Raw genomic sequence first — 20,333 nt, forward strand, 5'->3', positions numbered from 1 at the left:
GTCGCGGACGCAAATCGCGCCCTGTTCGATGCCGGTCGCGGCGCCCAACTCGCGTCTCGGTATCGCTAACGGACGACGCGCTAGGCCTTTGTTGCTATGTAGGTTACGGTAACGGCGCCTGGTGAACGACGGAGTATCAGTCGTGGGAAATCCCCACGCCCGATTGATTGCCATCGAGGAGACAGGCCAGCGCGGGATACCCGACACCCAGATCGCGGACGGTCGCACTGCATCTCGCCATCCAAGTATGACCTTCAGCTCCAAGAGGCGGCCAAGACTTGTTAGACGCAGGAACGACTGATGTGGCTACGTCCATTGCCCAAGGATGGATGCTGGAAGAGACGGCCGAGACGCTCCACAAGCTCGCTATTGAGTATCTCGAACAGCTGAAGGCTAACGGCCTAAACGCTCCGGCACGGTTCAGCATTCCGACACGCCACATGTCGGATTATTTGCATTCAAACGAATTTTGCGACGCTATAGATGCTGCCTCAACGTAAGTTCTGGGAGGAAAGCATGGCTCCGCACGAGCAGCATGCCGTTGAAATCATCCGGGAGAGGAAATGGTCGGTGCGTGTGACCGCCTATGGCAGCTCCCTCACGTTGCCCTTCGAAGCTGAAGAGTACGCCCGCTCATATGCGGATGGTCAGGCGTTCCGCCTCGGTGTCCAAGTTGTCGAACTCAGGAGGTGCGCTTAGCCGCAGCAATCGGGGAACCTTCTCCCGCGCTCGGTGTTTGGCCGCGAAGGAGAATTTATATGAGTGGACCGGGCACCATTTGGACGCTGAGTATCGTCGGACCTGTCATCCTCGCCTTGATAATCATCTATGCTCTGCTAAATCAAAGGAGGCTTTCACGGCGCGTGAAAATCCACCAGGATGAAGCGGTCAATAAGCTCTATGAGGACCCCCAAGGGCGCTCCTCACCGGCTGGCGCGGTCCGAGCACAAGAGGCAGAGATTCGAGTTCGTCAGAAATAGGCGGCTCTCTTGCTCCTAACGGCGTTGCTGGGGTGGAGACCTGTGCTAGGGGTCTCTAGCCCGGGCCCAAGGCGGCGGCCGTCGAAACGTCTTCGCGGGCACGTGCCGCGGCAGGGCATCGACGATTGCAGCCTTGGCCGGCAACCACGCTGCCTGCCAGGAATCGCCGTGACCCTCGCATGCGTCGAGCTGTTTCAGAGCAGGTCCAGCGTGCGCTGGTCGCGCTCGCCGCCGAAGAAGCGGTCTAGTGCCTGGCGGAAGATTGAGCCGTCGACGCCGGCGGTTTCGCCAAACAGCGTCATTGATGAGCAGAACTTCACATCGTCTGGAGAGCCGAAGATTTCGTATGCTGAGCGGCCGTTTACACCAAGAGCCGCGGCTGTCGCATGATGCAGGCGTTCGCCAAGAACCGCATCGGCGAGATACGCCCGCGCTTCATCCTTGGACGAGATGCCATAGTACTGCGCGTTCGGCGAGTGTCCGAGTCCGCGCAGCTGCGGGAAAACAAACCACATCCAGTGGGAATGCTTGCGGCCAGCGCGCAGCTCGGCCAGGGCGGCTTCGAAGACCGGCTCCTGGGCGGCACGAAAGCGCGCCAAGTCGTATGGATCGTCAAAGGCCATGCTTAGCTGACTGGCCGGTTCTGGCGTGCGCCGGCGAATAGCGCGCGCTTTAATCGGTGGCTACAATAATATACCCCAAACCAAATATGCAGATCGTCGCTGGCCGCGAATTTTGTAAGTTCGTAACGGTTCCAGGGCATGGTGGTCTCACATCTTGTAGCCGGGCTTTGTAGATCTTGTCCCCCTGGTGGATGAGGTCGGGAACAATCGAGGTCTGGTCGCCATCGTAAAGATCTCCGACCAGAGCATCGACACGCGCCGCTAGGCAAAGGTCCACTATTGCAGCGAATGCCTGTCGGCTGGCATCACCGACGAGCTCGGCGACCTCAGAATTTCTGAGCGCGAGCGAGCGCAACGGGGAATCGAGATGGATGTCGGCCGTATGGATAGATCGAAATTCATTCCGTGAAGACGTTTGCCGCCTTTCTCGCCGAACGCGTGCCATGGTCCATGGAAAAGGAACCGTGAGGTGGCGTGGCCGGAACACCGAATTCCCACGCGCTTTCTTGCCATCCTCCCGCTGCATCTGAGCGAAAAGTCCATGAACATCAATGAGGACGCATCGGCGACAGCGTAGTGAACAGCCCAGGGGGGCCGTCGTCATAGAAGGCGGCCTTTCCCTTGGTGATAGTCAGCCCAGCAGCCTGAACCCTCGCAACATCGCCGCGTCGTCAAGCTCGGCGTTCAATCCTTCAAGGCGTCCCGAATTGCGTCCTTCGCCTTGCCAACCCCTTTTTGCAGGCTGCCTTCGGCCTTGTCGGCGGCCCCATCAGCGCGAAGCTTGTCGTCGCCCGTTGCCTTTCCGACTTTGTCCTTTACCTCGCCGCGCAGCTTCTTTGCTGAGCCCTTCACTTCGTCCTTGTGCATCGTCCTTCTCCTCGGTTGATCAGAACCAACGTGTGCGGCATCTGAAATGTTCCAGAGGAGCAGGAAGAGCCACGTGCCGGCGCCGTGCCACCCACCCCCTGCGCTAACCTCATTGCACACCTTCCTCATTAGGGACGAATGGCGGCGGGTGATAAACGCCATTCTCCGCAGTTGATTGCACCTTTTGCCTTCGAACAGCCACCGAAGCTTTGAAGGACGGTGAGGTGTACTGACCATTTCCAAGGGAAACGTTTTAGTTCCATCGACGTTGTTCCTGAGCTCATGTCAGCTCAGGGAAACATCGATGGACAACGAAGGCACATCCGGTCTCCACGGTGATGACCCGGTCGCCGTTACTGATCGCGCTATGCCTGATGTAAAGGAACTGGCTGCGATAGCCCTACAACGGACGAGAATGCCGATGGTGGTGACTGACGCCACCCAGGAAGATTTTCCTATCGTACTAGCGAACCAGGCTTTTCTGAACCTCACGCGCTATGGGGCAAGTGAGGTACTTGGACGCAATTGCCGGTTTCTTCAAGGCGCAGCCACATCCCCTGCGGCCATCGCCGAGATCCGAGCAGGATTGCAGGAGGACCGTGAGATCAACGTCGAGTTGTTGAATTACCGGAAAGATGGATCGGCGTTCTGGAATCTGCTGCACATCAGTCCAATCCATGACGACGATGGCCGTCTGGTTTACCATTTCGCATCTCAGATAGACCGCACAGATTTTCGCAGGATCGAGAGCCTAGAAGCGTCAGAGCATCGGTTGCTTTTGGAGGTGGACCATCGAGCCAACAATGTACTTGCCCTTGTCGACAGCATCGTACGCTTGACGAGATCTGACGACCCCGCGCTATATGCCGCCTCGGTCCAAAGGCGCATACAGGCCCTGGCTAGGGCGCATGGCTTGTTGTCGCAGCGGGGCTGGCACGAGATTCCATTGCAGGAAACAATCTCGTCTCAGATTGAGCCGTACGGAGCGACTCGCGCTCTGCTGGACGGTCCTGATGTCATGCTTGCAGCGCATTCTGTTCAGCCCTTGGCGCTGTTCATTCATGAACTAGCAGTCAACGCCGCTTCCCACGGCTCGCTTTCGAAAGAGACGGGTCAGCTACAAATCAAATGGCAAGCCAGACCCCAGAATAATGGTTTCATCCTCGAGTGGCAGGAGACCGGCGGACCGCCCCCACCCACGCCTCGGCGAAAGGGTTTCGGGACACTCATGACCGAAGCTACAATACGGCGACAGCTTCAGGGGTCGTTATACCGCGAGTGGTCCGATCAAGGGGTAAGGATCGTAGCTGAAGTGCCCAACGTCACAGTCTCGCGATAAAGAGAGGCTGCATGTCCACACCCGTCTCTGCCTAGCATTGTGCTCGCACCTGAACGCCATCGCCCTTCTGATTTGCAGATGGCTGCTACGGCAGCGACAACCCTGCTGCCGCAATCCAAAGCTTGCGGAGTTGAAGGGCAAAGGCGGACCGGTTCTGGGCTCGACCTTGATGGGCCCGCGCAAGCCGGCAAGCGAGACGACAGCGCCCGCTTCGCCGGACCAGGGTCCAACGGCACTATATTCGCTTGAACTAACGCTTGCTGTTCCTGGCCCGCTGACTATGGTTGAGCGTTCCTGAGGCGGCACGGGATATGGACTTGCCTCGTCGATCAGTTCGATCGCACCTGCTTGGTTTGATCGCCGCCGCGGTTATCCCGGTTTGGCTGTTTGCCGGCTATTTGCTAGGCCAGTATGCCCTGCACGAACGATATCGTTTTGAGCAGGATGCCGTGCAAACGGCTCGACAGGTGTCGCTCGTTGTAGAAGGCGAGCTCGCAAATCTCCAAACCATTCTCGACGGCCTTTCCAAATCCGCCGCGCTCGCCAATGGCGATCTGCGAGCCTTCCACCGCGAGGCGCTCGATCTTGTCCATGGGACGGACCGGACGATTGTCCTGCGCGATCTTGGCCGCAATCAGCTGATGAACACCGAAATCGGCTACGGCGCCGCTTTGCCGTCCGTGGAATCGATAGCTGCTGTGGACCGCGAGAAACTCAACCGCTCAGGTGTTTTCGTCAGCGATGTTTTCACCGGCAAGGGGTCAGGCGAATACCGCTTTGCTGTTGCCATCCGGGTGCCCGCCCCGAAAGGGGAGGACCTGCTTCTTTCGCTTTCTGTACCGACTGCCCGGATCCGCGATGTTTTGATGCCGGCCGTACCGGAAGGATGGACTGTGGGCGTGGGAGATCGCGACGGAAACTACGTGGCACGTTCCAAGTTGCACGACGAATGGACCGGAAAGCGCGGATTGCCCGAATACGTGGCAAAGATCGTTGGGCGCTCCGGTTCCTTTACGTCCCCCAACTTCGAAGGGGTGACGCTGCTGGCCGGCTACTACAGATCCCCATACTCTGATTGGTTCTACACCGCAAACGTGCCTCTTTCAGCGGCGCAGGCGCCGCTTTGGCGCTCACTTGTGGCGATTTGCGCGATAGGTCTCCTGTCGCTCCTTGTTTCCGTTGCTCTCGGATATATCGTCGGCAAGAGATTTACACAGGCCACCGCTGAACTGGCGACCCGGGCCGAGGCGCTCGGTCATGGCCGCAGCGTCAAACCCCTGTCGACTTCCGTTACGGAGTTCGCCACCATCGCTCAGGCGATGGTGGACGCAGAGCGTGCGATCGCCGAACGGCGGTATGAGTTGGAGGCGGTGTTGGAGACAGCGCCGGCGGCGGTCTGGTTTACTTATGATCCGAAAGCCCTTCAGGTGATCCGCAACCGCTTCGCGGCCGAACTCATGGGCCTGCCGACGGATGCGCACAAGTCCTTCGGCAGGCCCGAGCTCGTCATCGACACCGTGGCCGTCAAGGACGGCCACATAGTGAGCCGCGAAGACCGCCCACTTAGCCGCGCCATGCGCGGGCAGCTGACCGATCATGAAGAGTTCGCCTACACGCTGCCATCAGGGGCCGAGCGCTTTCTACTTTCCAGCGCACGTCCAATTCGCAACCCGGTCGGCGACATTATAGGCGCCGTACAAATCAGTCTCGACATCACGGACCGCAAACGCGGTGAGGAGCACCTGAAACTGTTGACCAACGAGCTGAACCATCGCGTGAAGAATATCCTTGCTGTGGTTCAGTCCATTGCCACCCAGACACTCCGCAACGCCACAAGTTTGCCCGAAGCAGGACGCACGCTCTCCAGCCGTCTCGTCTCGCTGGCCAAGGCTAACGACCTGCTGACGCAGCAGAACTGGAGTGGCGCCGACCTCAAGGATCTGATTGCCACATCAATCCGCTCACACGCTCCGATCGAGCGCTTCAAGATCAGTGGCGAGTCTGTTTGGGTTCCACCGAACGTCGCTGTTTCAGCCGCTCTGGCTTTTCATGAGCTTACGACGAATGCGCTAAAGTATGGAGCGCTGTCGAACGATACAGGCACGGTGTCGATTCAGTGGAAGCTTCTCGGTCAAAAACAGCATCGCTGGCTGGATCTAGAATGGCGCGAACGGGGAGGTCCGGCTGTGGAACCTGTCGAGCGAAAGGGCTTCGGCACGCAGCTTCTCGAGCGTGTATTCGCGTCCCGCACCTCAGGACGTGTCACTCTGAAGTTCCTTAAATCGGGACTGGTCTGCAACATGCGAGTGAATTTTGCGTCTGAGCTCAATCCCGTGGTGGACAACAACGACACCTCCGAGGGGAATCGTAGATAATTTTTCCCGACAACGCCCCGGGTGATCGAACGCGCCGCTCACCCGGAGACGCGAGCCGCTATGGCGGTTGCAACTGAGGTCATCGGGTCATCACCGCTCACCCATTCGTCGGGATCTCTGTCCACGTTGGCCGAGGCATCGTTCTTGCGCGTAGGTCTTCCATGCAATCTCGTGTCGCCGCGGTTCATTTGAGTGATGTCTAGCGCCGACCTAAAGGCGGAGGTCGTTCAGGCCTTGGCATCAAGCGGGGGTGCTGCGCTTGGCCGCTTCGCTGAAGGTCGAGAGCATCCTGTGCCGGCTCGGCCTCAGTAACTCATCGACGGTCTCAATGTCCTCGGCCGCCGCGCTCAACTGGCAGCCCCTCGCCTAGGCGCACCGAGCCAAATGCCCAGTGAAGCGCTCGACCTCGACGCTCCCTGAGCTAGGGGACACCGCAGGTGACAGCCTATGCGGCCGAGCGCGGGATCTAAGACTTCATGAACGCCCGGCGCTGCCGTGCAGCGTGACGAGAAGCTTGTCCAGTTGGTCGAATGCCTCGCCCATCGCATCAGCTGCCCCGGTGCCGGCGGCGTCGAGAGCTTCCTTCGACGGATAGCGCTCATTCATGACCAGCAGCGTCTTGCCCCCTTTTTCCTCGAAAGTCACCGTGGTGAGCGATCCCGCGTCACCGCCTTCGTCATTGGTCCAAGCAAGGCGAGAGTACGGTGTCACCTCGATATACCTGCCGAAGAACTCGTCAGTATTCGAGGCATCATGTCCGAACACCAAACGGTACCCGCCCCCTACACGAACGTCCATCTCGCAGGAACGCAGCACCATGCCCGTCGACTTCGGCACCCACCATAGCTTGAACAGCTCGGGTTTGGTCCAAGCCTCAAACACGACGCGCGCCGGGCCATCGAAGCTTCGTGTGACGACCAACTCACGCTCCGACGTCCGTTCCACCGTCGTGCGGTTGTTCGAGGGGGTAGGCTCACTGTTTCTTCTTTTGTCCATCGACTTTCTCCTTGCGTTTCAATTCCTCGACCACCTTGTCCAACGCGTCGAAGCGTGCGTCCCAGAGTTGCCGGTATCTCTCGATCCATGCCGCCTCCTCCTCCAGTCCGCCAAGGCCGAGCTTGCAGGTCCGCACGCGCCCAACCTTCTTCGTGACAACCAGCCCCGCCTGCTCCAGCACGCCCACATGCTTCTTCATGCCGGTTAAGGTCATGTGGAATTTCTCGGCAAGCTCCGTGATCGAAGCGTCCGCACGTCCGAGCTGCTCGAGAACGCCGCGTCGGGTGGAGTCCGAGAGCGCGGCGAACGAGGCATCGAGAGGGGCTCTTACATGCTGAACCATGTGGTTCAGTATGTAGCGCTCGGGTTGGCGCAATGCAAGGGCAGATCAAGCGAACTGGGCGGCGCCTCTGAGGCGTCTGTGCTTGTCGATTCCAAGGACACGTTGCGCGGAAACTCGGCGCAGCCCACGGGAGCTTGCTCCTCATTCGCCCTAGCGGCTATCTCGCATTTCACCGTCGCGAGCTTGATCCACAGCACGCAAGCGTCTCGATCGAGGTTTGGCGTGGACGCGGTGCGATGCCCCTTAAGGTGGTCGGATGCGATACACGGTTAAAAGGACCAGAATTCCCCTTCGGCCAAGGTGATGAGCGACCGCCCTGGTCTGACGGCATGGGCTCGGTTATTGAAACATTTTCCGGTTTCCCACGCAGAACGAGACCGGGTTGCCAAACCTGAATCGGGGGCACCAACGACTGCCATGAATCAAGGGATGACAGGAGCATATCTCGACATGACAGAACAAGAAGCCATCATCAGCGCCTTGGGCGTCGCTCCAGATTTCGATGCCGCAGTGGAGGCGCGCCGGCGCAGCGACTTTCTTGGCACCTACCTGCGTGCAGCCGGCCTCAGCACGTATGTGCTGGGCATCAGCGGCGGGGTGGATTCGCTCGCGGCCGCACTTCTGGCTCAACGAGCCGTAGCCGAACTGCGGAGCTCAGGATACGATGCCAAGTTTCTTGCTGTCCGGCTGCCGTACGGCACACAGGCCGACGAGAGGGACGCTCAGCGAGCACTCGACACCATTGGGGCGGACGAAGTGCACAGACTCGACATCAAACCGGCGGCCGACGCAATGCTTGACTCGATCAAGGTGGCTGGCGTGGAACTCGGGGATGCCCATCGGGAGGATTTCGTGCTGGGCAACATCAAGGCCCGTCAGCGCATGATTGCCCAATTCGCGCTCGCTGCTGGCAGCCGAGGACTGGTCATAGGCACCGATCATGCGGCCGAGGCAATGATGGGCTTCTTCACCAAATTCGGCGACGGCGCCGCTGACGTCCTTCCCCTTTCCGGGCTAAACAAACGCAGGGTGCGCGCCCTGGCAGCGCACCTGGGCGCTCCCTCCGAACTTGTCAACAAGGTGCCGACAGCAGATTTGGAGAACCTTGTCCCACTTCGTCCTGACGAAGATGCATATGGGATCACATATGATCAGATCGACGATTTCCTCGAAGGTAAGGAAATCAACGAGGCGGCGCGGAGGCGAATCCTTGATGCGTATTTCAGCACCGCTCATAAGCGCTCGCTTCCGGTGACACCCGATTTTCGGACAGGCTTGCCGGTACCCTAACGTTGTTTCGTCCGTCCTGCCTGTTATCGGATGGGGAACGACAATGCTGGCTTTTGCTTACCATTGAGGATCGGCGGCCGAGCCGGGATGACAGGTCCGACGGGGGCCGGAGCGGTCAGGCCGCTGTGGCCTTGAGCTGTTCGAGATGCTCAACAGCGAGCTTGTGCAGCGTCTCGGCCGTCTCTTCCGGCGTCCACCCTTGGGCCGTGGAGTTGGCGACAAGGGCCGCGAAGGCAGTTTCCAGAGCGACCTCGCAATTAACAGGTCGGTCGGGGCTGGTCTCGGCGAGAATGGGTGGGGCAACTTCAGGGGTTTTTGTCATGCAGAGGAATCCGCGCCGCTGAAAAAGGTTCCAGCGACGGCGGAGGAGTTGTTGGCACCCGTACTTCGCACCCCCCACTCCGCCACCCAAAAGGGTGCAGTGAACGTGGCAGCGCCAAGCCCGATCGCCTGCGGTGGGCAGCCTTCATACATGCCGGTACGCAGATCCTCGGTCCTCAGCTGCAATTCAAATGATAGGAGGCGCCATGCCTTCCAGGCATGGCCGCACGGTCGTTTGTTCCTCTGCGCCGTGACACATTACCGCTCGCTTGACGAAGCCGTTGGCCGCCCCAGAATCATGGGAATGGCAAAGGGCATCAACATCGGCGACGAGGTCGTAATCACCGCAACAGTGCTCAAGCGTGTCACTGAGGACCGGGTGAGCGTTTCCATACCCTCCTATGGGCAACCCCACTCGGTCGTGAACCAAACAACGAAGCTGCAGAAGGGACAGCACATCGAGTTGATCGGCAACGTCACCCACATCCAGGAAAACCGTGTAACCGTGAACCTCGGCACTCCCGTCACGGTCGATGCCGCTGTCGTCAGGCTGGTGAACGCCTATCCTACGAGGAGCACACCCCTGTTGGACAAGCCGACATGAGGCCGCCTCCCCACGACAGCAATGAAGTGGAAAAGAATGCTGGTCGCATAAACCAATGGCTTACTGGATGGTTAGCCAACCCATATCCTTCGTATGATCCCGTATGGTGGGTCTGGCGAACTAGAGACACTGCAAGTGGATCATTAACTATTTGGCGCGCCGCCCCTGACCGCCCACCGCAGGCTCGCAATTCGCGTTTGCCGAACATCTTGCTAGGTTGTGGGCTCCGGCCTGCCTCGCTGTGAATGACGAACATGGGCCCTTGCGGACGGCCGCTCATGGAAGGCAGGCGTGGCAAGCCGCCCTCTAGAAAGTATACGCTTGAATTCTGTTAGCTGTCGCTTCGGCGGTATCGGAAATGATTGCGGATGTGGCTGTTGAAGTACCGCCCCTTGGCGAAGGCGGATCGAAATGCATCAAAGGTTTCGGGCGGTACATCCTCGAAATCATAACGCTTGTCGCTGGTCATTAGCCATACAGAGAGGATCCGTCTGTCCGGATCGTACTCCGTTCTACGTATCAAGGTGGATGGCATCGCAGTCAACGGAAGACGGGGCCACGCGTTCCTAAGGGCGTCGAAGGGGACCGTTGGCGCGGCTAAATCGCCGCGACAACCCTTAGCTCGAAGATGGCCCTGAGTTTCGGCTAACCGAGAACCGGAAGATAGTCGGCGAATGCCGGTACCGCTTCTATTGCTATTTGAAAATTGGGTTGCGTCGAGCAAGCAGGCCCGTGAGCCAGTCCGGATCCATCTGCGGCACCGAGGAGAGAAGCAGTTCGGTGTAGGCTGCGTGGGGTGGCGCCAGTATCTCGGTTTTCAAACCCTGCTCCACCACCTGCCCTTTGTGCATAACCACGACCTCGTCAGCAATCGCTCTTACCGTCGCGATATCGTGGGTAATGAAGATGTAGCTGATGCCGAGTTCGTGCTGCAGGCGCATTAGGAGCTTCAAGATTTCTTCCTGCACAATCTGATCCAGTGCCGAAGTGACCTCGTCACAAATGATGAGCTCCGGATTGGCAGCGAGCGCGCGGGCTATGCAGATCCGCTGCTTTTGGCCACCGGACAATTCACCGGGCAGTCTGTCGAGGAAGCTTTCGTCCATCTCGATCATGTGCATGAGCTCGCCGACCCGCTCGTCGCGCTGCTGCCCCTTCAGGCCTAAGTAGAATTCGAGCGGACGCGAAATTATCTCCTCCACAGTCTGGCGAGGGTTAAGGGCGCTGTCCGGCGATTGATAGACCATTTGGATGCGGCGCAGCAGGTCTTTCGAACGTCCCTTCAAGGAGAGGGTAAGCGGCTTGCCATCAAACGACATCGATCCGGACATCGCAGGCAGCAAACCGGTAACGACGCGCGCGAGCGTCGATTTCCCCGACCCTGATTCGCCCACGACTGCTACCGTCCGGCCGCGCGGAACCTTGATGGACACGTCCACCAGCACCTTAACCCTTCCGGCATAAGCCGCGGTGACATTGTCGATGGCGAGTAAATGGTCCTGGGTCCGAATCTCCGGCTTGGCGAGCTTGCGCACGGCCCAGAGGGTCCGGGTGTATTCCTGGGTAGGGGTAGTGAGCATCTGCCGTGTGTCGGCTTCCTCGACCGTTTGTCCATGGCGCAGAACCATGATCCGGTCCGCCATTTGCGCCACCACGGCTAAATCGTGTGTGACGTAGATCGCTGCTGTGTTGAAATCTTCAACAATCCTGCGGATCGAGGCCAGGACCTCCACTTGCGTCGTCACATCGAGCGCAGTGGTCGGCTCATCGAACACGATCAGGTCGGGCCGGCAAGCCATGGCCATGGCCGTCATGGCTCGCTGCAACTGACCACCGGACACCTGATGCGGATACCGGAAGCCGATGGTCTCAGGTTCTGGAAGCTGGAGGCGTCGATAAAGGTCAATAGCGTCGCGATTGGCCTTGTCTCTGCTGGCGATCCCGTGCGCAACCGCCGTTTCCACGGTCTGATCCAGGAGCCGGTGAGCCGGGTTGAACCAGGCGGCTGCGCTTTGCGCCACATAGGCGATGCGGGAGCCCCGCAGCCGCCGACGGCGGGCTTCGCTCATTGACAAAAGATCGACCCCGTCGAACAGCACAGAGCCCTGGGTAATACGGCACCCCGGCTTGGCATAACCCATTGCCGCAAGGCCGATGGTCGACTTCCCGGCGCCGGATTCGCCGATGAGGCCAAGCACTTCTCCGCGTTTAAGCGAGAGATCCACGCCCCGAACGATCGGGTGCCAGCGCTCGTCCGAGAAGCCTTCAACGTGGAGGTCCCGGACCTTGAGAAGATCTGTTCCCTTTTCGCGCGCCGTGACACTGCTACTTTTCATCACGAAGTCCGCTGGTTGAATGTAGAAACCAGTCCACGACGAAGTTCACCGCTACCGTCAGGAGGGCAATGGCGCCGGCCGGCAGCAGCGGCGTGACATCGCCATAGGTGATCAGAGTTGCGTTTTCCCGCACCATCGACCCCCAATCAGCCGATGGCGGCTGTATACCGACGCCCAGGAACGACAATGCTGCAATGGTCAGAAACACAAAACAGAATCGCAGACCAAATTCCGCGATGAGCGGCGGCAGGATGTTGGGCAGGATTTCCTTGCGGAGAATCCATGCGGGACCTTCGCCGCGCAATTGCGCGGCCTCGACATACTCCATAACCACCACGTTCAGGCCAACGGCCCGCGCCAGACGAAACACGCGCGTAGAATCCAGCAATGCGATGATCAAGACGAGACTGGTGATCGAAGAGCCGAATATCGAGAGCAGCATCAGCGCAAAAATCAGGCTTGGGATCGACATCAACACGTCCACCGCACGTGACAATATCTGGTCTGGCCACCCCCGGTACATTGCCGCCAGCAAGCCGAGCGTCACACCCGCTGCAAAGGATATGATCGTTGTGGCGACGGCGATGCCGATCGTGTTGCGAGCCCCGTAGATGAGTCGAGTGAGCATGTCGCGACCGAGTTGGTCAGTCCCGAACATAAACTCGTGGCTCCACGGCGCGAATGCCTCGCTAAAGACCTGCGTCTCTCGATAAGGAGCGATGAGAGGCGCAAATAGAGCGACCAAAACGTAGCAGAGGGTTACAACCATGCCGAACCAGGCACTGAGCGGCGCCTTCTTCAGCGCTGTCCTCATGCGAGATCGGCGTGTGCGCCTTACCCTGGGCGCTCTGCTGGTCTGGATGAGGGGCTCCGCATTTGTCATCTTGGGTGCAAAAGCCTTGGATTGGTTGCGATCGAAATGATATCGGCGATCAGGTTGAGCAGGATGTAGGTGGCGGCGAAGACAAGGGCGCAGGCTTGCACGACCGGTACGTCTCTCGATTTCACGGCATCGACCATCAGTTGGCCGACACCGGGGTAGACGAACACTACCTCTACGACCACGACGCCGACGATGAGGTAGGCAAGATTGAAGGCGACAACCGTCACGATCGGGGCCCAGGCGTTTGGCAAAGCGTGCCGGAGCACGACCACCATTGGCGTCATTCCCTTCAACCGAGCCATGTCGATATAGGGACTTGAAAGCATGTTGATGATCGCCGCGCGCGTCATTCGCATCATGTGAGCGACGATGACGAGTGTAAGCGTGATGGACGGCAGAGCCGCACGCCAGACATGCTCCCAAAACGGAGTCTGGTCGCTGATATTGGCCAGGGTCGGGAACTTCGGTACGACATTCAGGGTCCAGTTGATCGACGCCGCCAGCCAGACGGGTAGAGACTGTGCGAACTCCGTGCCGGCGAACGTATCGCGCGAGATGATCAGGAAGGCGAGCATGTAGGCGACGAAGAATTCAGGGAACGAGATTGTTGTAAGCGTCACCGTGTTTACAAGCCGATCGAACCAGCTGTTGCGGTAGAGGGCCGCAAGAATGCCCAATCCCAATGCCAGCGGCACCGCGATGAGCGCGGTCATGACGGCCAGGAACATGGTGTTGTAGAGCCGAGGTGCGATGATCTCCGCGACGGTCCGCCGGTAGCCGGTCCGGCTGGCGAAGGAGGAACCAAAATCACCCTGTGCCATCTTACCAATCCAGCTGAAATAGCGTGCGATTGGCGGGCGATCGAGGCCGATCTCGTGTTGAAGGGCCGCGACTGTTTCGGGGGTAGCGGCTTGACCGAGCGTCGCCTTGGCGAAGTCGCCAGGCAGCATTGCGATCGCCGAAAAGATGATGATGGAAACGACGAACAAAGTGATCAGGCCGAGGCCCAACCGTTGCATAACCGTTTTTGCGACCGGATTCACACGCATGCGCGCAGTCCCAAGAGCGCGCCGTCCGCGGTGCGGGCGGCGCGGTTGGCAAACACCCCTATGCCACAGCGATCCACCAGCGCTCAGCCATCTTCAGTCCATCATTTTCCCAATTCGGCGCCACATCGCCATGCGCCAGTTTCTTGGATTTGGCGCTGACGAAGTTGTTGAACACCAGCACGATAGTACCGCCATCATCATGGGTCAGCTGCTGCATTTCGGCATACATGGCGGCGCGCTTGGCCTCATCCGTCTCGGCTCGGGCCTGGACGAGCAATTCGTTGAAGCGGGGATTCTTCCAGAAGGACTCGTTCCAGCTGGATTCGGCTGCGAAGGCTTGCGTGAACATCCAGTCGGCGGTGGCGCGACCGCTCCAATAGGAAGCGCACCAGGGCTTCTTGAGCCAGACATTGTCCCAATAGGCGTCCTCGGCCTCGCGCACCACATTGACGTCGATGCCGCACTGTGCGGCCGTCTCGCGAATGAGTGCGGCCGCGTCTACCGCCCCAGCGAAAGCGGCGTCGGCGACCGAGAGATCGACCTTCAGCTTTTCCATCCCCGCCTTCTTCAGATGATGGCGGGCCTTTTCGGGATCGAAACTGTGTTGCGGCTCCGGGTTCTTGTAAAACTTGATCGCCGGCGCGATTGGATCGTCATTGGCAACGGTAGCATGGCCGAGGAAAATCTTGTCGGCGATCTCTTGTCGGTTGATCGCCCACTTCATTGCCATGCGCACATCCGGATTGTCGAAAGGCGCCATGGTGACGTTCATCGGCAAGGTATAATGCCCGTAGCCGGTGATCTCGATGATGTCGATTTTCGGATTGCGCTTCAACATGCCGAGTGTTTTCAGGTCGGCGCGGCCGATGTAATCCACTTCCCCGGTCGAGAGCGCAGCCATGCGTGCGGCCAAATCCGTAATGGCGACGAACTCCACCTCATCCAGGTAAGGCTTGCCGTTCTTGAAATAATTTGGGTTGCGCTTGAGCTTGGCCGAAACGCCGGGCTGGAAATTCTCAAGCACGAATGCGCCGGTTCGGGCCCCTGATGCCCAATCGGCTTTCCCGTCCACGCTAGGCATGATCACGAGATGATAATCGCTCATAATGTAGGGGAAATCGGCGTTGCCGCTGTCGAGTGTGAAGACAACCGTTTCTGGGCCGTCCGCCTTAATGTCCTTCACAGACGCAAGCAAAGGCTTGGCCGCAGATTTGGTGTCGGCGCCCATGTGATACCGCATGGAGGTCACGACATCGTCTGCGGTCACGCTTTTGCCATTGTGGAAGGTCGCGCCCTTGCGCAGCTTGAAGACCCATGTCTTGGCGTCATTGGAAGATTCGAAGCTTTCTGCCAGGTCTGGCTGTATGCCGCCCTTCGCATCCACCTCAGTCAGGCTGTTGGACATAGCGCCTGAAAAGGCGGTTTGCGAGAAAGTGTCGGGATACCCGGCCGGATCAATGGAATCTGTAGTCGCTCCATGCGCCATGCCGAGCTTTGCAAAGCCACCTTGCTGCGGTTCTGCTCGTGCCTCCGTGACAAAGAGCTTATCTGCGGCCGCGATGGTGAGGCCTGCCGCCAACCCTAGATGGATGAAGTCACGCCGCGAGACCTTGCCGCGACCGATCAGACTTTGCGCGATGCGAAGCTTGTACTCAGATTCCGACATTTTCGTTCTCCCATTGGCGGTTTTTTTTCCGCGTTATAATTAACCCTCGTCATGCACGTCGACTTGCCAACTCTTCTTCCCTTGCTTTCGCCTTCTTCATCGAGCTGCTGATCATGACCGTTACGCGGTCACATAGATGTTGCCGTCCTCGACCATGACGGGGAATGTCCGCGCCCGCACGCTCGGGTCGACAAGTGCCGAACCCGTCTTGATGTCGAACTCCCAGCCATGCCAGGCGCAGCGCACGATCTCGTTTTCCCGGTGATAGATGAACCGCGCTTCGTCGACCGGCGCGGTCGTCCCGCATTGCGGCCCCTCACAGAGCGGCGCACCGCGATGCGGACAAATGTTGAGCAGCGCATGGAAGGTCTCTCCGATGCGAAACACGCCCACCGAAAGGCTGCGGACTTTTGCGATAACGGGTGTGCCCGCTTCGATCTCCTCGACGCGACAGATGAAGATTTTCTCGGCCATGGTCTGCTCCGTCAGGCAGCATTCGCGGTTAGGATGGCAGGAATGCGCTTGTAGACGTCCAGCGCATTCTGACCCATCACCTTCGTTCTCCAGGCTGGCGGGATGTGCAGCGTGTTGGCGTCGTCATAGTCCCAATGCGGATAGTCCGACGCAAACATCAGCGTGTTTTCACCGTCCATCGCTTCCAGGATGGACCAGAGATGCTGCACATTCGCCGGCTGCTCCAGGGGCTGTGTGGAGAAGCGTATGTTACGGCGGCAGTACTCCGATGGCAGCATCTTCAGCCATGGTGTTTCCTTGCGCAGCGCCTTGTAGTCGGCGTCGAGGCGCCACAGCACCGTCGGCACCCAGGCGACGCCGCATTCGACTACGACGAAGTAGAGTTCTGGCCATTTCTCGAACACCCCGTGAGCGATCATGCTGGCGACGTGACTGATCGCCGACATGTGCAGGATGGCGTGCGTTTCCCAGAAGAAGGTCGTGGGGGCAGGCGCGACGGCGTTCCAGTTGACGCCACCGTGGCCGCCCAGGTGAATGGCAAACGGCAATCCCATCTCCGCACAGGCTTCGTAGATCGGGTGGTAGAAGGGATCACCATACGGCTTCACGGAGCCTTGGGAGGCTAGAACCTGGACCATGCGGGGGTGACTGCCGAGCCGACGGATCTCGGCGGCCGCCAGCTTCGGATCCTGAGGCGCAATGATGATGGAACCCATGAAGCGGTTGTCTTTCGGCAACCACTCGGCGATCTGATAGTCATTGTAGGCACTGACCAGCGCACTGGCGTAATAGGGGTTTGCGAGAGTCGAGGCTTCTATAGGCTCGTCTCCGGTGAGGATCGCCACGCCGACATTGTATTTGTCGAGGTGTTTTTCCTTCATGATCCGGTAGTTGTCGGCTTCGGTCTCGGGTCGCACATCCTTCCGGGAGAAATCCTGCGGATGGAACCAGGGGCGATGGCCATGCGGGAAGGACCCCCTGGGGCCGGTCTTCTCGCCCTCGATGAACATGTCCTTCCAGATCCCGGAAAGATACGGTTCCAATACCGTGGCGCTGGACCAGTAGTTGTGACAATCGCAGTCGACGATAAACACTTTAGCTTTCGCTCCCTTTCCAGACCGCGGCTTTACTTGCCGTTTAGCTCGCCCAGCTTCCGCCTTGACAATTGCCGAATCAAGCCAATGATCTCTGGGTAATGATCGGGTTTTTCGATTGGGGGTTTGTCCGTGCAGCTGGACCACATTGAGACGTTCCTCGACATCATCGAGTCACGGAACTTCAACCGGACTGCCGACCGGCTCAACATCACGCAGTCGACGGTCAGCAGCCGGATCAAGAGCCTCGAAAGCGCGGTAGGATCGGAGCTCTTCCATCGTGGTCGCGCCGGCGCTGAACCGACCGCGGCGGGACGACGTTTCGAAGCCTACGCGCGGGCGATGCTGTCGACCTGGTCGCAGGCGCGTCACGACGTGCGCGCGTTCAACCGGTTCGAAGGAACCCTTCGCGTGGCCGCGCAGGTTGGCATGACACGCTCAGTGCTGCCTGGGTGGGTGGAGGCGCTCTGTCAAGCCCTTCCCAAAGCCTCGATCCATGTGGAATCCGACTACTCCAACCAGATGGTGACCGATCTCAGCATGGGAAATCTGGACATAGCCGTGCTCTACGCGCCCCGCTATCTTCCCGAAATTGCTTATGAGCACCTTATGGTCGAGGAGTATGTGATGGTTTCGACCTTTGCCAGGACGATGTCGGAGGTCGATCCTGACAGCTACATTCGGCCGGGCTACACCGTCGTCCTTGAGAAAACCCATTCCGAGCTGATCCCTTCGTTGGCAATCTCCCGCCTTTCCATGGGATCCGAGAGTCTGGCCGAAGCCATGCTGCGGCGAACCGGGGGGAGTTGTTACATGCGCAACGACGATGCCCGCAGGTTTGCGGCCGAGTGCCCGTCGTTCCTCGTCGAGGGCGCACCGACGCTCTACCAGCCCGTCCATACGGCCATGCTCGCCCGGCGCAAGCATGAGCCGATCATCCGCAAAGGGCTTCGTGCGTTGCAGCTGGCGGTGATGTCGCTCGACACGTAGATCGAAATTCCCGATTAAAAAGCAGGGCTCAACCCACTGTTCCGGACAGCCTGCGGCTGCCATGTTTGGCACGTCATTGAGAGCCAAACATGAACGCACATACTTCGTTTCCGGCTTCCGATTTTTTCGCACCGATGCGGCAGCGGCAATGGGCCGATGCATCGCCACAGGCAATGCTCTGCCGTGCGGTCATCGACGAGACGCACGACGTGAAGACCTTTGTGTTCTCGGCCGCCTCAGATTGCATGTTCTGCTTCAATGCGGGGCAACACGTGGTCCTTCACCTCGCGATCGATGGCGTTGCGGTGGCCCGGTCCTATTCCGTTTCGTCGCCACCAACACGTCCGCTCGACCTGCACATTACGGTCAAGCGGACACCAGGCGGGCTCGTTTCCAATTGGCTCCACGAGAATCTGCGGGCGGGCGACGAAATCAAGATTGAAGGCCCGCGGGGCTCGTTCAAACTTGACGGCTTGCCAGGCGAAAAGCCTCTCTTTCTTGCGGGCGGCAGCGGGATCACGCCTCTTATGTCTATGCTGCGAACCCTGACGGACAGAGCTTCCGATCTGGACCTGTGCCTCATTTACAGTGCGCGGTCGCCGCGAGATCTCATTTTCAGGTCCGAACTCGATGCGCTCGCTGCCCGATTCCGCAACCTGAGCGTGACATGCGTCTGTTCCAGGGCAGATCCCTCCTGGGCAGGACCGACGGGCCGCATGGACGGCCCCTTGCTCCTGCGCCTGGTCCCCGATCTTCGCGAGCGCACGGTCTACGCCTGCGGCCCCGAACAGTACATGAAGGCGCTGCGAGACGGTCTTGGCCAGGCAGGCGTTGACCCCCGGGGTTATCATGAGGAGAGCTTCGGTGGCGCCCTGGGCGGTGCTGCTCCGGATGTGGCCTCTGCGGTTTCGTCCTCGGTCCATTTCGCCCGGTCTGGATTGGAGCATCGTTGCGCACCCGGAGAGACCCTGCTGGAGGCGGCGCGCAACTGTGGTGTCTATGTTCCGACCGGCTGTCAGCAGGGAATTTGCGGTGCGTGCCGGATTGCCAAGCTCTCGGGCGAAGTTGCGATGCAGGATCTTGGCGGACTTACGTCCGAAGAAAAGTCAGCGGGCTTTGTCCTGGCCTGTTGCAGCCGCGCTCAAGGCTCAGTTTTACTCGATCTTTGAGTTCGGTTGAGATCTGAACGGGTGATTGCCGAATTGACCGAAAGCTGGTCACGCATGCGATTTCAGCTGAATTCCAGGCGTGAGTTCCAAGAAGGGCAGACCCAAAGCTGTGTGGCTAGGTGCTCCGGGAACGGCGTTTGAGTGCCTGAGTCCGCATCAAAATTTGGCCGGACTTCAGGGCGTCCGGTATTCGGTGGCGATGTCTGCTGCCAAGGAGTGACAAAGCCGATCTGTGCGGCTGAGATAAGGCGCATACCAGCCATTCAGTAGCTGACCTCCGCCTGCCGGTGATCATCCAGTCCACGTTGTCGATCGGAGAACGGCCTGAATATGTTCTGCGAGCTCAAGTTCGCCCGCCTCGATCTGCAAAAAGATATCGGGCTCGCCAGCAGGAATTTATTCAACCCGTGAATGGGGAGCGGCTCTAGTGCCGTTGCTCTTCGGTGCCCCTCAGGTGTTTTGAGCTTGCGGCTGGCGACGTTTCTCTTCCTTGTCCCTCTTGCCTGCCGGTTCCGAGGATTGGGAGCGGGCAACTGCGGCCTCGCAGGTAGACCGGATCTCTTCGACCTCGGCCGCCGTTAAATGATCTATCCCGATGAAGCTGTTCTTGCCCGCACTCACGCGCACCAGTTCGTCAAGCTTTGCCTGTACCGCTGCCCCATCTCGATTCTGCGTATTCTGGATAAGGAAAACCATCAGGAAGGTGATGATCGTCGTCGAGGTGTTGATGATGAGCTGCCAGGTTTCCGAAAAACCGAGGAAAGGTCCCGAAAAGCCCCAGACCGCGATCAAAGCCATGCAAAGGATGAAGGTGATCGGACGACCTGCCCCGCGAGCGACAGCGTTAGCGATCCTTGCGAATGTCTTTTCCATTCAGCTCCCAAGCCATCACAAGAAACCCCGCCGAGCGGGGTTCCTTTGAACTCAATGGGCA

The 20,333-nt window shown here is 59.1% G+C and carries 19 protein-coding genes and 1 pseudogene; 6 read left to right on the top strand and 14 right to left on the bottom strand.

The window, feature by feature from the left end:
- Nucleotides 1-1,174: 1,174 nt before the first annotated feature.
- The 3 genes and pseudogenes from O7A60_RS24580 to O7A60_RS24590 all read right to left on the bottom strand — a co-directional run bounded on the left by O7A60_RS24580 (nucleotide 1,175) and on the right by O7A60_RS24590 (nucleotide 2,470).
- The gene (locus tag O7A60_RS24580; protein WP_337108388.1) at nucleotides 1,175-1,603 is read right to left on the bottom strand and encodes a DUF1810 domain-containing protein; all 429 of its coding nucleotides are present in this window, start codon (nucleotides 1,601-1,603) and stop codon (nucleotides 1,175-1,177) included.
- A gap of 205 nt (nucleotides 1,604-1,808) precedes the next feature.
- A pseudogene (locus tag O7A60_RS24585) lies at nucleotides 1,809-2,048 on the bottom strand (hypothetical protein); the annotation flags it as partial.
- 239 nt (nucleotides 2,049-2,287) lie between these two features.
- Nucleotides 2,288-2,470, bottom strand: a complete 183-nt coding sequence (locus O7A60_RS24590) for a CsbD family protein (RefSeq protein WP_027143691.1) — start codon at nucleotides 2,468-2,470, stop codon at nucleotides 2,288-2,290.
- A 304-nt stretch (nucleotides 2,471-2,774) separates the two neighbouring features.
- Between O7A60_RS24590 and lov the strand changes: the two genes are divergently transcribed.
- Both lov and O7A60_RS24600 read left to right on the top strand, forming a co-directional pair.
- Nucleotides 2,775-3,809, top strand: a complete 1,035-nt coding sequence (lov, locus tag O7A60_RS24595; protein WP_337108389.1) for a blue-light-activated histidine kinase — start codon at nucleotides 2,775-2,777, stop codon at nucleotides 3,807-3,809.
- A 311-nt stretch (nucleotides 3,810-4,120) separates the two neighbouring features.
- Complete coding sequence (locus O7A60_RS24600; protein WP_337108390.1) at nucleotides 4,121-6,184, top strand: sensor histidine kinase; 2,064 nt, start codon at nucleotides 4,121-4,123, stop codon at nucleotides 6,182-6,184.
- Nucleotides 6,185-6,658: 474 nt separating this feature from the next.
- Here the strand turns inward: O7A60_RS24600 and O7A60_RS24605 are convergent, their stop codons facing one another.
- Entirely contained in the window at nucleotides 6,659-7,180 is a 522-nt protein-coding gene (locus tag O7A60_RS24605; protein ID WP_027143693.1) for an SRPBCC domain-containing protein, read from the bottom strand.
- A complete protein-coding gene (locus O7A60_RS24610; RefSeq protein WP_337108456.1) occupies nucleotides 7,158-7,523 on the bottom strand; it encodes an ArsR/SmtB family transcription factor in 366 nt (121 codons plus the stop codon). The genes O7A60_RS24605 and O7A60_RS24610 overlap by 23 nt, the downstream gene beginning before the upstream one ends.
- Nucleotides 7,524-7,973: 450 nt before the next feature.
- Here O7A60_RS24610 and nadE point away from each other — a divergent pair, with 450 nt between their 5' ends.
- Complete coding sequence (gene nadE / locus O7A60_RS24615) at nucleotides 7,974-8,813, top strand: ammonia-dependent NAD(+) synthetase (RefSeq protein ID WP_337108391.1); 840 nt, start codon at nucleotides 7,974-7,976, stop codon at nucleotides 8,811-8,813.
- A 115-nt stretch (nucleotides 8,814-8,928) separates the two neighbouring features.
- Here the strand turns inward: nadE and O7A60_RS24620 are convergent, their stop codons facing one another.
- Nucleotides 8,929-9,135: a hypothetical protein gene (locus O7A60_RS24620; protein ID WP_027143697.1), complete on the bottom strand. Its 207-nt coding sequence runs from the start codon at nucleotides 9,133-9,135 to the stop codon at nucleotides 8,929-8,931.
- Between the two features lie 303 nt (nucleotides 9,136-9,438).
- On the opposite strand from O7A60_RS24620, the gene O7A60_RS24625 reads away from it, so the two are divergent.
- Entirely contained in the window at nucleotides 9,439-9,738 is a 300-nt protein-coding gene (locus O7A60_RS24625; protein WP_337108392.1) for a hypothetical protein, read from the top strand.
- Nucleotides 9,739-10,069: 331 nt separating this feature from the next.
- On the opposite strand, the gene O7A60_RS24630 is transcribed toward O7A60_RS24625, so the two are convergent.
- The 7 genes from O7A60_RS24630 to O7A60_RS24660 form a co-directional block, all read right to left on the bottom strand.
- Entirely contained in the window at nucleotides 10,070-10,273 is a 204-nt protein-coding gene (locus O7A60_RS24630) for a KTSC domain-containing protein (RefSeq protein ID WP_027143699.1), read from the bottom strand.
- Nucleotides 10,274-10,433: 160 nt separating this feature from the next.
- Entirely contained in the window at nucleotides 10,434-12,074 is a 1,641-nt protein-coding gene (locus O7A60_RS24635; RefSeq protein ID WP_337108393.1) for an ABC transporter ATP-binding protein, read from the bottom strand.
- Nucleotides 12,064-12,888, bottom strand: a complete 825-nt coding sequence (locus tag O7A60_RS24640) for an ABC transporter permease (RefSeq protein WP_337108394.1) — start codon at nucleotides 12,886-12,888, stop codon at nucleotides 12,064-12,066. Before O7A60_RS24640 ends, O7A60_RS24635 begins: the two co-directional genes overlap by 11 nt.
- 65 nt (nucleotides 12,889-12,953) lie before the next feature.
- A complete protein-coding gene (locus O7A60_RS24645; protein ID WP_415926854.1) occupies nucleotides 12,954-14,006 on the bottom strand; it encodes an ABC transporter permease in 1,053 nt (350 codons plus the stop codon).
- Nucleotides 14,007-14,064: 58 nt separating this feature from the next.
- On the bottom strand, nucleotides 14,065-15,672 hold the full coding sequence (locus O7A60_RS24650) for an ABC transporter substrate-binding protein (RefSeq protein ID WP_337108395.1): 1,608 nt from the start codon (nucleotides 15,670-15,672) through the stop codon (nucleotides 14,065-14,067).
- A gap of 120 nt (nucleotides 15,673-15,792) precedes the next feature.
- Nucleotides 15,793-16,146 carry a Rieske (2Fe-2S) protein gene (locus O7A60_RS24655; RefSeq protein ID WP_337108396.1) on the bottom strand — a complete coding sequence of 118 codons (354 nt, stop codon included), beginning with the start codon at nucleotides 16,144-16,146 and terminating at the stop codon, nucleotides 15,793-15,795.
- Nucleotides 16,147-16,157: 11 nt separating this feature from the next.
- The gene (locus O7A60_RS24660) at nucleotides 16,158-17,240 is read right to left on the bottom strand and encodes an amidohydrolase family protein (protein WP_337108397.1); all 1,083 of its coding nucleotides are present in this window, start codon (nucleotides 17,238-17,240) and stop codon (nucleotides 16,158-16,160) included.
- A 132-nt stretch (nucleotides 17,241-17,372) separates the two neighbouring features.
- On the opposite strand from O7A60_RS24660, the gene O7A60_RS24665 reads away from it, so the two are divergent.
- Both O7A60_RS24665 and O7A60_RS24670 read left to right on the top strand, forming a co-directional pair.
- Entirely contained in the window at nucleotides 17,373-18,230 is an 858-nt protein-coding gene (locus O7A60_RS24665; RefSeq protein WP_337108398.1) for a LysR family transcriptional regulator, read from the top strand.
- 89 nt (nucleotides 18,231-18,319) lie between these two features.
- Nucleotides 18,320-19,399 carry an FAD-binding oxidoreductase gene (locus O7A60_RS24670; RefSeq protein WP_337108399.1) on the top strand — a complete coding sequence of 360 codons (1,080 nt, stop codon included), beginning with the start codon at nucleotides 18,320-18,322 and terminating at the stop codon, nucleotides 19,397-19,399.
- A 450-nt stretch (nucleotides 19,400-19,849) separates the two neighbouring features.
- Here the strand turns inward: O7A60_RS24670 and O7A60_RS24675 are convergent, their stop codons facing one another.
- Nucleotides 19,850-20,272 (bottom strand): low affinity iron permease family protein, encoded by a 423-nt coding sequence (locus O7A60_RS24675; RefSeq protein WP_027143708.1) that lies wholly within the window; start codon nucleotides 20,270-20,272, stop codon nucleotides 19,850-19,852.
- Nucleotides 20,273-20,333: the final 61 nt, after the last annotated feature.

This window comes from Mesorhizobium salmacidum (SeqCode) (genome assembly GCF_037179605.1).
In the GTDB taxonomy this organism is placed as follows: domain Bacteria; phylum Pseudomonadota; class Alphaproteobacteria; order Rhizobiales; family Rhizobiaceae; genus Mesorhizobium; species Mesorhizobium salmacidum.

Excerpts from the sequence above, each read along its gene's own strand:
- O7A60_RS24630 (WP_027143699.1), bottom strand. The coding sequence starts at position 10,273 with ATGCCATCCACCTTGATACGTAGAACGGAGTACGATCCGGACAGACGG.
- O7A60_RS24640 (WP_337108394.1), bottom strand. The coding sequence starts at position 12,888 with ATGAGGACAGCGCTGAAGAAGGCGCCGCTCAGTGCCTGGTTCGGCATG.
- O7A60_RS24635 (WP_337108393.1), bottom strand. The coding sequence starts at position 12,074 with ATGAAAAGTAGCAGTGTCACGGCGCGCGAAAAGGGAACAGATCTTCTC.
- O7A60_RS24675 (WP_027143708.1), bottom strand. The coding sequence starts at position 20,272 with ATGGAAAAGACATTCGCAAGGATCGCTAACGCTGTCGCTCGCGGGGCA.
- O7A60_RS24605 (WP_027143693.1), bottom strand. The coding sequence starts at position 7,180 with ATGGACAAAAGAAGAAACAGTGAGCCTACCCCCTCGAACAACCGCACG.
- O7A60_RS24590 (WP_027143691.1), bottom strand. The coding sequence starts at position 2,470 with ATGCACAAGGACGAAGTGAAGGGCTCAGCAAAGAAGCTGCGCGGCGAG.
- O7A60_RS24650 (WP_337108395.1), bottom strand. The coding sequence starts at position 15,672 with ATGTCGGAATCTGAGTACAAGCTTCGCATCGCGCAAAGTCTGATCGGT.
- O7A60_RS24600 (WP_337108390.1), top strand. The coding sequence starts at position 4,121 with ATGGACTTGCCTCGTCGATCAGTTCGATCGCACCTGCTTGGTTTGATC.
- O7A60_RS24580 (WP_337108388.1), bottom strand. The coding sequence starts at position 1,603 with ATGGCCTTTGACGATCCATACGACTTGGCGCGCTTTCGTGCCGCCCAG.
- O7A60_RS24610 (WP_337108456.1), bottom strand. The coding sequence starts at position 7,523 with ATGGTTCAGCATGTAAGAGCCCCTCTCGATGCCTCGTTCGCCGCGCTC.
- O7A60_RS24670 (WP_337108399.1), top strand. The coding sequence starts at position 18,320 with ATGAACGCACATACTTCGTTTCCGGCTTCCGATTTTTTCGCACCGATG.
- O7A60_RS24655 (WP_337108396.1), bottom strand. The coding sequence starts at position 16,146 with ATGGCCGAGAAAATCTTCATCTGTCGCGTCGAGGAGATCGAAGCGGGC.
- nadE (WP_337108391.1), top strand. The coding sequence starts at position 7,974 with ATGACAGAACAAGAAGCCATCATCAGCGCCTTGGGCGTCGCTCCAGAT.
- lov (WP_337108389.1), top strand. The coding sequence starts at position 2,775 with ATGGACAACGAAGGCACATCCGGTCTCCACGGTGATGACCCGGTCGCC.
- O7A60_RS24625 (WP_337108392.1), top strand. The coding sequence starts at position 9,439 with ATGGCAAAGGGCATCAACATCGGCGACGAGGTCGTAATCACCGCAACA.
- O7A60_RS24645 (WP_415926854.1), bottom strand. The coding sequence starts at position 14,006 with ATGCGTGTGAATCCGGTCGCAAAAACGGTTATGCAACGGTTGGGCCTC.
- O7A60_RS24620 (WP_027143697.1), bottom strand. The coding sequence starts at position 9,135 with ATGACAAAAACCCCTGAAGTTGCCCCACCCATTCTCGCCGAGACCAGC.